This is a genomic window from Cupriavidus sp. FW216-B1, assembly GCF_058789195.1.
The window spans coordinates 506,048-518,647 of the sequence record NZ_JBYTEL010000002.1 but is presented as its reverse complement, the minus strand read 5'-3'; the positions used below and the strand labels follow the sequence as shown (position 1 = coordinate 518,647).

General features: G+C 68.7%; 12 protein-coding genes. 2 read left to right on the top strand and 10 right to left on the bottom strand.

The window, feature by feature from the left end; translation table 11 throughout:
• Positions 1–54: 54 nt before the first annotated feature.
• From AC3WXD_RS09405 to AC3WXD_RS09370, 8 genes are all read right to left on the bottom strand, one after another.
• On the bottom strand, positions 55–645 hold the full coding sequence (locus tag AC3WXD_RS09405; protein WP_020206654.1) for a TetR/AcrR family transcriptional regulator: 591 nt from the start codon (positions 643–645) through the stop codon (positions 55–57).
• A gap of 133 nt (positions 646–778) precedes the next feature.
• Positions 779–1,486, bottom strand: a complete 708-nt coding sequence (locus tag AC3WXD_RS09400) for a copper resistance protein CopQ (protein WP_492323567.1) — start codon at positions 1,484–1,486, stop codon at positions 779–781.
• A gap of 495 nt (positions 1,487–1,981) precedes the next feature.
• Entirely contained in the window at positions 1,982–3,712 is a 1,731-nt protein-coding gene (locus AC3WXD_RS09395; protein ID WP_492323593.1) for an ABC transporter substrate-binding protein, read from the bottom strand.
• Positions 3,713–3,830: 118 nt separating this feature from the next.
• Positions 3,831–4,139 (bottom strand): DUF2160 domain-containing protein, encoded by a 309-nt coding sequence (locus AC3WXD_RS09390; RefSeq protein WP_020202337.1) that lies wholly within the window; start codon positions 4,137–4,139, stop codon positions 3,831–3,833.
• A gap of 124 nt (positions 4,140–4,263) precedes the next feature.
• The gene (locus AC3WXD_RS09385) at positions 4,264–5,085 is read right to left on the bottom strand and encodes a carbohydrate ABC transporter permease (protein WP_020202336.1); all 822 of its coding nucleotides are present in this window, start codon (positions 5,083–5,085) and stop codon (positions 4,264–4,266) included.
• Positions 5,078–5,971, bottom strand: coding sequence for a carbohydrate ABC transporter permease (locus AC3WXD_RS09380; RefSeq protein ID WP_029043452.1), 894 nt, complete (start codon positions 5,969–5,971; stop codon positions 5,078–5,080). Before AC3WXD_RS09380 ends, AC3WXD_RS09385 begins: the two co-directional genes overlap by 8 nt.
• 5 nt (positions 5,972–5,976) lie before the next feature.
• On the bottom strand, positions 5,977–7,083 hold the full coding sequence (locus tag AC3WXD_RS09375) for an ABC transporter ATP-binding protein (protein WP_492323566.1): 1,107 nt from the start codon (positions 7,081–7,083) through the stop codon (positions 5,977–5,979).
• A 1-nt stretch (position 7,084) separates the two neighbouring features.
• Complete coding sequence (locus AC3WXD_RS09370) at positions 7,085–8,188, bottom strand: ABC transporter ATP-binding protein (RefSeq protein ID WP_492323565.1); 1,104 nt, start codon at positions 8,186–8,188, stop codon at positions 7,085–7,087.
• Positions 8,189–8,344: 156 nt separating this feature from the next.
• Between AC3WXD_RS09370 and AC3WXD_RS09365 the strand changes: the two genes are divergently transcribed.
• On the top strand, positions 8,345–9,112 hold the full coding sequence (locus AC3WXD_RS09365) for a DeoR/GlpR family DNA-binding transcription regulator (protein WP_020202332.1): 768 nt from the start codon (positions 8,345–8,347) through the stop codon (positions 9,110–9,112).
• A gap of 73 nt (positions 9,113–9,185) precedes the next feature.
• On the opposite strand, the gene purU is transcribed toward AC3WXD_RS09365, so the two are convergent.
• Positions 9,186–10,052 carry a formyltetrahydrofolate deformylase gene (gene purU / locus AC3WXD_RS09360; protein WP_020202331.1) on the bottom strand — a complete coding sequence of 289 codons (867 nt, stop codon included), beginning with the start codon at positions 10,050–10,052 and terminating at the stop codon, positions 9,186–9,188.
• Between the two features lie 29 nt (positions 10,053–10,081).
• Complete coding sequence (locus AC3WXD_RS09355) at positions 10,082–10,936, bottom strand: NUDIX hydrolase (RefSeq protein ID WP_492323564.1); 855 nt, start codon at positions 10,934–10,936, stop codon at positions 10,082–10,084.
• A 66-nt stretch (positions 10,937–11,002) separates the two neighbouring features.
• Between AC3WXD_RS09355 and glpK the strand changes: the two genes are divergently transcribed.
• Entirely contained in the window at positions 11,003–12,589 is a 1,587-nt protein-coding gene (glpK, locus tag AC3WXD_RS09350; RefSeq protein ID WP_492323563.1) for a glycerol kinase GlpK, read from the top strand.
• The last annotated feature ends 11 nt before the right edge of the window (positions 12,590–12,600 follow it).

Genomic DNA, 12,600 nt, shown 5'->3' with positions numbered 1-12,600 from the left:
GCCACGCCCGACGCCCGCCGGGTGGCGGGCGCCGGTACTGCGCAAGGCCGGGCTTCAGGCCGGCACGGGTTCGGCCACGGGGCCCGACACCGCCACCGTCAGCAGGTCGGCCGCGGCCTTGATCCGCTGCGGCGCGCCGAACAGCCGCGCCACCACCAGCCCGTTCTGCAAGGCGCCGAGCACGGCCTGCGCCATCGTCTGCGGCGCCAGCGCCGCGGGCTTGTGCTGCGCGGCCTGCACGCTTTCCAGCAGGCGCGTGAGCCACGTCTCGTTCACGCGGTAGAACTCCTTGAGCACGCGGTGCACCGGCTCGGGCAGCAGCAGCGCCTCGGTCGACAGCATGCCGACCAGGCAGATGCGGTCCCCGCCCGCCGAATCGAGCCACGGCTGGAGGAATTCGCGGGCCTGGTCCTCGGGCGGCAGGCCGGTGTCGATATGGCGCACGTGGTCGCAGATGCGGGCGCTGTACTCCGTCACCGCCGCCTGCACGAGGTCTTCCTTGGTCGGGAAGTAGTAATGGATGCTGGACGTCTTGACGCCCACGCGCTCGGCCAGGTCGCGATAGCTGAAACCATTGAAACCCCGCTGCCGGACCAGCACCAGGGTGTGCTCGAGCAGTTGTTCGCGTACGGATAGGGTTTTCATCTGGCATTTGTCCGCTGTTGGGCGGACCCTCTCGACTGTCAAAGCCAATCACGCAGCGAAAGACCGCGGATGGCGGCCCCTCGCTGCGCCCTTCCCCGCCCCGGGTCGCGGGAGCGGGGAACCGTCATGCCGCTCAGGCGTTGGCGCCTTCGGTGAAGACGTCGAACTTGCCGGTGCGGGCGCCGTCGGTGAAGGCGTCGCGGTTGCCGCTGCGAGCGCCGTCGGTGAAAGCGTCGCGGTTGCCGCTACGCGCCGGGGTTGCCGACACGCCGCTGCGGTCCAGGCCGGCGACCAGCGCGCCATCGGTGAACGGGTCAGCCTTGCCGGTGCGCGCGCCATCGGTGTACGCATCACGGTTGCCGATGCGGGCGCCGTCGGTAAAGGCATCGCGGTTGCCGCTGCGGGCCGGCGTCGCCGACACACCGCTGCGGTCGAGGCCGGCTACCAGCGCACCGTCCGTGAACGGGTCAGCCTTGCCGGTGCGGGCGCCATCGGTGTAGCCATCGCGGTTGCTGATGCGCGCCGGCGTCGCCGATACGCCGCTGCGGTCCAGGCCGGCGACCAGCGCGCCGTCGGTGAACGGGTCGGCCTTGCCGGTGCGGGCGCCATCGGTGTACGCATCACGGTTGCCGGTGCGGGCGCCGTCGGTATAGCCATCGCGGTTGCTGATGCGCGCGCCGTCGGTGTAGGCGTCGCGGGCATCGGTGCGGAACACGTAGCCGTACTTGTCGCCGGCGAAGCTGCTGTCCTTGGGGCCCGAGGCTTGTGCCTGGCCGGCCACGAAGGCGGCGGCGAGGGTGGCGGCGGTGATGACGGTCTTGGCGATGAGCTTGGCGTTCATGATCTTCTCCATTTCACATTGAGGATCCGCGCTGGGGCGGAATCGAATCGGTAAGGTGCGCTGGAGTCCGGCGTTTTTCTTGCTGTTATCTACTAGTAGATAGATGACTTGGGCAAAAAAAACGGGGAGTCCCCGGGTACTGCGCTGGATCCTCTTTCCTGCTTCAGCGTTCTGGCTGGGGCGGAGCAGCGGCTTCCATGACCCGAATATTATCTACTGGTAGATAGATAGTCAAGGAATTTTCCGAAAAATCATTGAGGAGGTCTGGATGTCGGTATTACTGCACTCGATGGGGGTGCCGGCTGTGCTGGCGCCGGGATCGCAGGAAACAACCGAGAAACGGTTGCGTTCTGGCTGCCGATGAAGCCGGCTTGCCGCCTGTGGTCTCCTCTCTCCCACAAGTGGGAGAGAGGAGCAAACCCCCGGGCAACGCGGGAATGGGCTGCGCGGCGGGACGTGCCCGGCAATCGGGTGCGAGACACGCCCTGCACGCGCTCAGCGCACCCTGCCCTCCTTCCAGGCCTGCAGCAGCTTGTCGTAGGCGATGGTCTCGCCCTTCGGCTTTTCGTTGGCCAGCTTCTTCCACGGCGCGTGGTCGTCCGACAGCCACTTGGCCGGGTCGCTCTTGGCGTTCAGCTTGGGCGCGCAGTTGCTCATGCCGGCGCGCTGCAGCCGCGCCATGACCTGGTCCATTTCCTCGGCGAGGTTGTCCATCGCGGACTGCGGTGTCTTCTCGCCGGTCACGGCGGTGGCCACGTTCTTCCACCAGAGCTGGGCCAGCTTCGGGTAATCCGGCACGTTGGTGCCGGTCGGCGTCCAGGCCACGCGGGCCGGGCTGCGGTAGAACTCGATCAGGCCGCCGTACTGCGCCGCGTTCTTGGTCAGGTATTCGTGGTGGATGTCGCTGTCGCGGATGAAGGTCAGGCCGGTGAGCGACTTCTTCAGCGAGACCGTCTTCGAGGTCACGAACTGCGCGTACAGCCACGCCGCCGCGAGCCGGTTGGGATCGGTGTTCTTGAAGAAGGTCCACGAGCCCACGTCCTGGTAGCCGTTCTGCATGCCCTGCTTCCAGTACGGGCCGTAGGGCGACGGCGCCATGCGCCACTTGGGCGTGCCGTCGGCGTTGACCACCGGCAGGCCCTTCTTGGTCATGTCGGCGGTGAAGGCCGTGTACCAGAAGATCTGCTGCGCCACCTGCCCCTGCGCCGGCACCGGCCCGGCCTCGGAGAAGGTCATGCCCATCGCCTGCGGCGGCGCGTACTTCTTCATCCAGTCGATGTACTTGGTGAGCGCGTAGACCGCGGCCGGGCTGTTGGTGGCGCCGCCGCGCGACACCGAGGCGCCTTCGGGCGTGCACTTGTCCGTGCCCACGCGGATGCCCCATTCGTCCACCGGCATGCCGTTGGGCAGGCCCTTGTCGGCGGCGCCGGCCATCGACAGCCACGCATCGGTGAAGCGCCAGCCCAGCGACGGGTCCTTCTTGCCGTAGTCCATGTGGCCATAGACCTTCTTGCCGTCGAGCTCCTTGACGTCGTTGGAGAAGAAGCTGGCGATGTCCTCGTAGGCCGACCAGTTGGTCGGCACGCCGAGGTCGTAGCCGTACTTGGCCTTGAACTTGTCCTGCAGGTCCTTGCGCGCGAACCAGTCGGCGCGGAACCAGTACAGGTTGGCGAACTGCTGGTCGGGCAGCTGGTAGAGCTTGCCGTCGGGCGCGGTGGTGAACTTGGTGCCGATGAAGTCCTTCACGTCCAGGCCGGGATTGGTCCATTCCTTGCCGGCGCCGGCCATGTAGTCGGTCAGCGGCAGGATGGCGCCGTAGCGGTAATGCGTGCCGATCAGGTCGGAGTCGGAGATCCAGCCGTCGTAGATGGACTTGCCGGACTGCATCGAGGTCTGCAGCTTCTCCACCACGTCGCCTTCCTGGATGATGTCGTGGTTGACCTTGATGCCGGTGATCTCCTCGAAGGCCTTGGCCAGCGTCTTGGATTCGTACTCGTGGGTGGTGATGGTCTCCGAGACCACGTTGACCTGCGTGATGCCCTTGGCCTTGAGCTTGGCCGCGGCGTCGATGAACCACTTCATTTCGGCGAGCTGCTTGTCCTTGGACAGCGACGACGGCTGGAACTCGCCGTCGACCCACTTCTTCGCCTCGGCCTCGCCTGCCCATGCGGCGTGACCGCAGGCCAGCGCAGCCGCGCAGGCCAGGGCCGTCATGCCCAGTTTCACGTGCACCTTCATGAACGTCTCCTCGAGAATCCCCCTCCCTGCTCTTTGTCTGGGCTGCGGCCCGGGAAGGTACAGGCCGCCATGCCCATCGACGAGATTGCCGTCGCTTTATGCTTTCTCAGCCCTTGCGCATCACCAGGGCCAGCACCAGCATCGACGCCACGAAGCTGATCCAGATCGAGGGTTCCTCGGCCAGCGAGAACCACGCCATCATCTTCTCGCCCAGCCCCACCCACGCCAGGTTGATCCACGCGGCGCACATCAGGCCGATGAACAGGCGGTCGCCGCGCGTGGTGGCGATCGGCAGGAAACCCTTGCGCTCGAGCGTGGGCGCGCGCGTCTCCCACACGGTCATGCCGATCAGCATCAGCACCACGCAGACGAAGAACACGGCCACCGGGGTGGTCCACACCATCCAGCTCAGCATTGCCTCTCCTTGGAGGTCGTTTCAAAATGAAGCGAAGCGGTCCTGGCCAGGCGCGCGGCCGCGGGCAGTACAACCGGTACGACAAGGCCGAGCAACGACGCCAGGATCTTCTTGAAACGACGTCTTAAACGCGCCCCATCGCGAAGCCCTTCGCGATGTAGTGCCGCACGAACCAGATCACGATGCCGCCCGGCACGATGGTCAGCACGCCCGCCGCGGCCAGCACGCCCCAGTCCATGCCCGAGGCCGACACCGTGCGCGTCATGGTGGCGACGATGGGCTTGGCGTTGACCGAGGTCAGCGTGCGCGCCAGCAGCAGTTCCACCCAGCTGAACATGAAGCAGAAGAACGCCGCCACGCCGACGCCCGCCTTGATCAGCGGCAGGAAGATGGTCAGGAAGAAGCGCGGGAACGAGTAGCCGTCCACGTACGCGGTCTCGTCGATCTCGCGCGGCACGCCGGACATGAAGCCTTCCAGGATCCACACCGCCAGCGGCACGTTGAACACCAGGTGCGCGAGCGCCACGCCCAGGTGCGTGTCCATCAGGCCGATGGTGGTGTAGAGCTGGAAGAACGGCAGCAGGAACACCGCCGGCGGCGTCATGCGGTTGGTCAGCAGCCAGAAGAACACGTGCTTGTCGCCGATGAAGCGGTAGCGCGAGAACGCATACGCCGCGGGCAGCGCCACCGTGATCGAGATCACGGTGTTCATGGCCACGTAGATCATCGAGTTGACATAGCCGGAGTACCACGACGCATCGGTGAAGATGGTCTTGTAGTGGTCCAGCGTGAAGTCGTTCGGCCACAGCGACAGCGTGGAGACGATCTCCTCATTGGACTTGAACGACATGTTCAGCATCCAGTAGATCGGCAGCACGGCGAACACCAGGTAGGCCACGAGGAAGATGGCGCGGCCATAGGCCGCGCGCCGCTGAGCGTCACGCATGGGGCATGTCCTCGCTGCCGGCGCTACCGGCGGTACCCGCGCGCTGCATCCAGTTGTAGAGGACGAAGCACATGAGCAGGATGATGAGGAAATAGACGATCGAGAACGCCGCCGCCGGGCCCAGGTCGAACTGGCCCACGGCCTTCTGCGTCAGGTACTGCGACAGGAAGGTGGTGGCGTTGCCGGGCCCGCCGCCGGTCAGCACGAACGGCTCGGTGTAGATCATGAAGCTGTCCATGAAGCGCAGCAGCACCGCGATCATCAGCACGCCGCGCAGCTTGGGCAGCTGGATGTAGCGGAACACCGCGAGGCGCGAGGCGCCGTCGATCTGCGCGGCCTGGTAGTAGGCGTCGGGAATCGCGCGCAGGCCGGCATAGCACAGCAGCGCCACCAGCGGCGTCCAGTGCCACACGTCCATCACCAGCACCGTGACCCAGGCGTCGACCGCGCTGCCGGTGTAGTTGTAGTCGAAGCCCAGTCCGGCGAGCGCGGCGCCGAGCAGGCCGATGTCGGTGCGCCCGAAGATCTGCCAGATGGTGCCCACCACGTTCCACGGGATCAGCAGCGACAGCGCGATCACCACCAGCACCGCCGAGGCCTTCCACCCCTTCGCCGGCATCGACAGCGCCAGCAGGATGCCCAGCGGGATCTCCACCGCCAGCACCGCGAGCGAAAAGCCGAGCTGGCGCAGCAGCGCGTCGTGCAGCTCGCCGTCGCGCAGCACGGTGCGGAACCACTCGGTGCCGACGAACACGCGCCGCTCGGGCGAGATGATGTCCTGCACCGAGTAGTTGACGATGGTCATCAGCGGCAGGATGGCGGAGAACGCCACGCACAGCACCACCGGGATCACCAGCAGCCAGGCCTTCTGGTTGACGGGCTTCAGCGTGCTCATGCCACCAGCTCCTCGTTGACGTAATAACAGGTATGGCGGTTGAACACCGACAGCCACACGGTCTGGCCCGGCGCCAGCCCGGCGGCCTCGTTGCCGAGCCGCGCGCGCACCAGCGCGGGCGCGCCGCCGGCGTCCTGCACGGTGGCCGTGACCAGCCAGTAGGTGCCGATGTCCTGCGCGCGCTCCACGCGCGCCGGCAGCGCCTGCGGGTCGCTGCCGGCGGCCAGCCGCAGGTATTCCGGGCGCACCCCCACCTTGAAGCCGCCGCCGGCCCCCAGCGCGACGGCCGCCGGCGCGGCCAGCTCGGGCATGTAGCGCCGCCCGGCGATCTCGATGGCGCCGTCGCGCCACTGCGCGTCCAGGAAATTCATGCCGGGCGAGCCGATGAAGTTGCCGACGAAGGTATGCGCGGGCCGCTCGAACAGCGCGTCCGCCGAGCCCACCTGCACCGCCTTGCCGCGCGACATCACCAGCACCTGCTCGGCGAAGGTGAGCGCCTCGGTCTGGTCGTGCGTGACGTAGATCAGCGTGAGGCGGAACTCGTGGTGGATCTCCTTGAGCTTGCGCCGCAGCTGCCATTTGAGGTGCGGGTCGATCACCGTGAGCGGCTCGTCGAACAGGATCGCCGAGACGTCCTGCCGCACCAGCCCGCGGCCCAGCGAGATCTTCTGCTTGGCGTCGGCGGCCAGCCCGCTGGCGCGCCGGTCCAGCGACGCGGACAGGTCCAGCATCTCGGCCACGCGGCCCACGCGCTGCCTGACCTGGGCCGGCGCCACGCCGCGGTTGCGCAGCGGGAAGGCGAGGTTCTCGCCCACCGTCATGGTGTCGTAGATCACCGGGAACTGGAACACCTGGGCGATGTTGCGCGCCTGCGGCGTGGCCGCGGTCACGTCGCGCCCGTCGAACGCGATGGTGCCGTGCGACGGCCGCAGCAGGCCGGAGATGCAGTTGAGCAGCGTGGTCTTGCCGCAGCCGGACGGCCCCAGCAGCGCATAGGCGCCGCCGTCCTCGAAGGTGAACTTCAGCGGCAGCAGCGCGTAGTCTTCGTCGGACTGCGGGTCCGGGCGGTAGGAATGGGACAGGTCGAGGTCGATGCGCGCCATGTCAGGCTCCCCGCCCCGCGGCCAGCGGAGCCGCCGCGCGCTGCGGCCGCGCCGGCGCATGGATGCGCTTGCCGGCCGCGTCGAACAGATACAGCTGCGCCGGGTCGAGCTGCAGCGTGAGCGGCGCGCCAAGCTGCAGGTCGACCACGCCCGGGAACTGCGCCACCAGGTTGCCGACCGGCGAGTCCATGTGCACGAAGGTGTCCGAGCCCGACAGCTCGGCCAGCGCCACCGTGCCCGCCACCGGCACCATGCCGGACGCGGCGTCCAGCCGCAGCGCGCCGGCGCGCACGCCCACCGTCACCGGGCCGGCGTGGGCCGCGGCCGCCGGCAGCGGCACGGCGATGCCGCCCGGCAGGGTCACGATCCCGCCGCGCAGGTCGCCGGCCATCAGATTCATCGGCGGATCGCTGAACGCGCGCGCCACGCGCAGTGAGTCGGGATAGTGGAAGACGTCCGGCGTGGGGCCGTATTGCAGCAGCTCGCCCGCGTCCAGCACGGCGGTGTGGCCGCCCAGCAGCAGCGCCTCGCCGGGCTCGGTGGTGGCGTAGATCACGGTGGCGTCGCCATGCGCGAACAGTTGCGTGAGCTCCTCGCGCAATTCCTCGCGCAGCTTGTAGTCCAGGTTCACCAGCGGCTCGTCGAGCAGCATCAGCGGCGCGCCCTTGGCCAGCGCGCGCGCCAGCGCCACGCGCTGCTGCTGCCCGCCCGACAGCTCGGCCGGCAGGCGATAGAGCAGGTGGTCGATGTGCAGCCGCGCCGCCAGCGCCCGCACCTGGGCGCCGATGTCCTTCGCGCGGCGCAGCCTGAGCGGCGAGGCGATATTGTCGAAGACGCTCAGCGAGGGATAGTTGATGAACTGCTGGTAGACCATCGACACGTTGCGCTCGCGCACCGGCACGCCGGTCACGTCCGCGCCGTCCACCTCCACGCGCCCGGCGCTGGGCCGGTCCAGCCCCGCCATGACCCGCATCAGCGAGGTCTTGCCGGCCTGCGTGGCGCCCAGCAGGATGGTCACGGCGCCCGGCACGGGCGCCAGCGACATGGGATACAGATACGCCTGCGAACCTGCGTGCTGGGCGATGCCTTCCAATCTGAGCTGCATCGGGTCTCCGGATTCGTATGCTCACCGCATCACATGAACAGCGATGATGCGGACGCACAAACTTTTGCTTTCCGCTCGTTTTAGTGCAAAAACGAACATAAAACAATCATGCACCGCATCATTTGTTTTCGTTTGTGTTTGAACTAGAATGCCGGCATGACCTTGAATCCACGCCAGACCGCCCTGCTCGAAGAGGTACGCAGCCAGGGCTTCGCCTCCATCGACGAACTCGCCCGCAAGTTCGGCGTGACCCTGCAGACGGTCCGCCGCGACGTCAACCTGCTGGCCGGCAACGGCATGCTGGCGCGCTTTCACGGCGGCGTGCGGGTGGAGGGGTCGACCGTGGAGAACATCGCCTACCGGCAGCGGCAAGTGCTCAATGCCGAGGGCAAGGCGCGCATCGCGCGCGCGGTGGCCGGCGCGGTGCCGGAGGGCTGCTCGCTGATCCTGAACATCGGCACCACGGTGGAGGAGATCGCGCGCGAGCTGATCCACCACCGCGGCCTGCGCGTGATCACCAACAACCTGAACGTGGCCAGCATCCTGGCCGACAACCCCGACTGCGAGGTCATCGTGGCCGGCGGCGTGCTGCGCTCGCGCGACCGCGGCATCGTGGGCGAGGCCACGGTGGAGTTCATCCGCCAGTTCAAGGTGGACATCGGCCTGATCGGCATCTCGGGCATCGAGGCCGACGGCACGCTGCGCGACTACGATTTCCGCGAAGTGAAGGTGGCACGGACCATCATCGAGCATTCGCGCGAGATCTGGCTGGCGGCCGACGCCAGCAAGTTCAACCGCCAGGCGATGGTGGAGCTGGCGCACCTGTCGGAGATCGACCGGCTGTTTACCGACGAGCCGCTCAAGCCGCCGTTCGGGCAGATGCTGGAAGACAGCGGAGTGAGCTGTGTGGTCGCCCGGGACTGAACGCGGCGGCCTGCGGCGCGCGCGCCATGCGCGCGGGCCGGGCGCGGGACGCGCCGGCCATGCGCGAGCGGGCTTACTTGAAGACGATGGTCTTGTGGCCGTTGATGAGGATGCGGTGCTCGGCGTGCCATTTGACCGCGCGCGCCAGCGCCACGCATTCCACGTCGCGGCCCACCGCGGTGAGCTGCTCGGGAGCCATGCTGTGGTCCACGCGCTCGATCTCCTGCTCGATGATCGGGCCTTCGTCGAGGTCCGCCGTGACGTAGTGCGCGGTGGCGCCGATCAGCTTCACGCCGCGGTCGTGCGCCTGGTAGTACGGCTTGGCGCCCTTGAAGCTGGGCAGGAACGAATGGTGGATGTTGATGGCGCGCCCGGCCAGCTTGCGGCACAGGTCGTCGCTGAGCACCTGCATGTAGCGCGCCAGCACCACCAGGTCGATGTTCTGCTCGCGCACCACCTCGAACACCTTGGCTTCCTGCGCGGCCTTCTGCTCGGCGGAGCTGTTCATCAGCGGCAGGTGGAAGAACGGGATGTCGTAGGACGCGGCGAGCTGGTAGAAGTCGCGGTGGTTCGACACGATGGCGGCGATCTCCACCGGCAGGCCGCTGGCCTTGGCGCGGAACAGCAGGTCGTTGAGGCAATGGCCGATCTTCGACACCATGATCATCACGCGCGGCTTGACGCTGGCGTCGAACAATTCCCACTGCATGCCGAACTGGTCGCCAATCGGGGCGAACGCGGCCTTGAGCGCGGCCAGGTCGGGACCGCCCGCGCTCGGCGTGAAATGCACGCGCATGAAGAAGCGGCCGGTGAATTCATCGCCGAACTGGTCGGAGTCGACGATGTTGCAGCCGTGCTGGAACAGCAGGCCCGAGACGGCATGGACGATGCCCGGCTGGTCCGGGCAGGAAATGGTGAGAATGAATCCGGTATTGCTCATCGTGTGTGGTTCTGTCGAGTGCGCGCCGATCATGCGCTGCGGGTGCCGGCCTCGCCCGCGGCGGGGCTCCAGCCGCGCCGCGCGAGCGTATCCAGCGTCACCAGCGTCGCGTCGACGGTCATGGCGCCATCCGCCATGATAGCAAGCAATGCCTCGGGCTCGATACGGCGGTGCTCGGCCACCTCGCCGTCGCGGTTGTGCGGCGTGAAGTCCGCCGGCAGCGGCAGGTCGTACACGTACACCGCCTCCCACTGCACGCCTTCGGGGATTTCGCGCAGCACCTCGATCACGCCGTGCGCCTCGGCGCGGCGCGCCAGCGCGGGCGGGATGCCGGACTCCTCGTCGCACTCGCGCACCAGCGTGGCGAGCGGATCGCTGCCGGCGGGCATGCCGCCGGCCACCAGGTTGTCCCACATGCCGGGGTCGACCGCCTTGGCGGCGCTGCGCCGCGAGATCCACAACGCGCGCTCGCCGGCGATCACGCCGTTCATGTGCGAGGCGAAGGTCAGCAGGCCGAGGAAACGCGCCGCGGCGCGCTCGATCACCGCGAACGCGGGCGCCTCCAGCGCCGGCGTGACCGCGAACAGCTCGTCGCGCCAGCCGCGCACGTGGCCGGCCTCCGCCAGCCAGCGCGCCAGCGTGGCCAGCGCCTCGCTGCGCGCGGTGGGCTCCGCGCGGCCCGGGAGCAGCGCCACCGTGCCGGCCACCTCATTGGCCAGCACCGCGGGCACCGCATCCTGCGCGCGCAGGATGCGCGCATGCGCGCGCGGCAGCCAGCCGACCTGCCGGCCGTCCACGGTCAGCTTGAGGTGGGCCCCGGCGTCGAAGCGGCTGCGCGCCGCCAGCGACGCGGCGATGCGGGAGAGAAACGAAGTATCGGACATGAATATTGCGGGCCGCCACGATGGCGCGCCCGTCGCATGGCATCCAGGAAATCCAGGAAAAAAGGCATGACGCAAACCCAGCCCACGGGCCAGCCCCGCGGCCAGTCGCCCGGCCAGCCCCGCTACGTGCTCGCGCTGGACCAGGGCACCAGCAGCTCGCGCGCCATCCTGTTCGATCACGCCGGCAACGTGGTGCGGGTCGCCCAGCGCGAATTCCGGCAATATTACCCGCACCCCGGCCACGTCGAGCACGATCCCTACGAGATCTGGCAGTCGCAGCTGGCGGTGGCGCACGAAGTGCTCGGCGACGCCGGCGTGGCCGCCAGCCAGGTGCAGGCCATCGGCATCACCAACCAGCGCGAGACCACCGTGCTGTGGGACCGCAAGACCGGCGAGCCGGTCGGGCGCGCGCTGGTCTGGCAGGACCGCCGCACCGCGCCGCTGTGCGAGGCGCTGCAGGCCGAGGGCCACGGCGAGCTGTTCCGCGCGCGCACCGGGCTCATCATCGACGCCTATTTCTCCGGCACCAAGCTGCGCTGGATGCTGGACAACATCGAAGGCGCGCGCGAACGCGCCGCGCGCGGCGAGCTCGCCTTCGGCACCGTGGACAGCTGGCTGATCTGGCAGCTCACCGACGGCAGGCGCCACGTCACCGACGTCTCCAACGCCTCGCGCACGCTGCTGTTCAACATCCACACGTTCGTCTGGGACGATGCCCTGCTCGGCGTGCTTGACATCCCGCGCAGCCTGCTGCCCGAGGTGGCGCCGTCCAGCGGCGAGGTGGCGCGCACGGCGGCGCGCTGGTTCGGCGCGGAGATCCCGATCGCCGGCATCGCCGGCGACCAGCAGGCCGCCACCTACGGCCAGGCCTGCCTGTCGCCGGGCATGGCCAAGAACACCTACGGCACCGGCTGCTTCCTGCTGATGAACACCGGCGCGCAGCCGGTCGCCTCGCACAACCGGCTGCTCACCACCATCGGCTGGCAGCTCGGCGGCGCCGCGCCCTCCGCCGCGCGCACGCAATACTGCCTCGAAGGCGGCGTGTTCATGGGCGGCGCCACCATCCAGTGGCTGCGCGACGGCCTGCAGATCATCAACAGCGCGCCCGAGGCGGAGCCGCTCGCGCGCCAGTGCGAGGATACCGATGGCGTGGTGCTGGTGCCGGCCTTCGCCGGCCTCGGCGCGCCGCACTGGGACCCGTTCGCGCGCGGCACGCTGGTGGGCATCACGCGCGGCACCGGCCGCCCGCACATCGCGCGCGCGGCGCTGGAGTCGATCGCGCTGCAGAGCGTGGACGTGCTGGACGCCATGCAGAAGGACGCCGGCATCGCGCTGGCCGAACTGCGCGTGGACGGCGGCGCCTCGCGCAGCGACCTGCTGATGCAGATGCAGGCCGACCTGCTCGGCACGGTGGTGGTGCGCCCGCGCGTGACCGAGACCACGGCGCTGGGCGCCGCCTACCTGGCCGGGCTGGCCACCGGCTACTGGAGCGGCGAGGAGGAAATCGCCAGCCAGTGGCAGGTGGAGCACCGCTTCGAACCCAACCTGTCCGCCGACGCGCGCGCCTACCGCCTGTGGCGCTGGCACCGCGCGGTGGAGCGCGCGCGCGACTGGGCGCGCGAGGACGGCGCGCCGCCGCACGCCGCCGGCTGACCGGCCCGCCC

What these genes read in the sequence shown, in the direction of transcription:
- AC3WXD_RS09375 (WP_492323566.1), bottom strand. Translation starts at nt 7,083, where the DNA reads ATGGCGCGCATCGACCTCGACCTGTCCCATTCCTACCGCCCGGACCCG.
- AC3WXD_RS09385 (WP_020202336.1), bottom strand. Translation starts at nt 5,085, where the DNA reads ATGCGTGACGCTCAGCGGCGCGCGGCCTATGGCCGCGCCATCTTCCTC.
- AC3WXD_RS09400 (WP_492323567.1), bottom strand. Translation starts at nt 1,486, where the DNA reads ATGAACGCCAAGCTCATCGCCAAGACCGTCATCACCGCCGCCACCCTC.
- AC3WXD_RS09355 (WP_492323564.1), bottom strand. Translation starts at nt 10,936, where the DNA reads ATGTCCGATACTTCGTTTCTCTCCCGCATCGCCGCGTCGCTGGCGGCG.
- AC3WXD_RS09365 (WP_020202332.1), top strand. Translation starts at nt 8,345, where the DNA reads ATGACCTTGAATCCACGCCAGACCGCCCTGCTCGAAGAGGTACGCAGC.
- AC3WXD_RS09370 (WP_492323565.1), bottom strand. Translation starts at nt 8,188, where the DNA reads ATGCAGCTCAGATTGGAAGGCATCGCCCAGCACGCAGGTTCGCAGGCG.
- AC3WXD_RS09405 (WP_020206654.1), bottom strand. Translation starts at nt 645, where the DNA reads ATGAAAACCCTATCCGTACGCGAACAACTGCTCGAGCACACCCTGGTG.
- glpK (WP_492323563.1), top strand. Translation starts at nt 11,003, where the DNA reads ATGACGCAAACCCAGCCCACGGGCCAGCCCCGCGGCCAGTCGCCCGGC.
- purU (WP_020202331.1), bottom strand. Translation starts at nt 10,052, where the DNA reads ATGAGCAATACCGGATTCATTCTCACCATTTCCTGCCCGGACCAGCCG.
- AC3WXD_RS09390 (WP_020202337.1), bottom strand. Translation starts at nt 4,139, where the DNA reads ATGCTGAGCTGGATGGTGTGGACCACCCCGGTGGCCGTGTTCTTCGTC.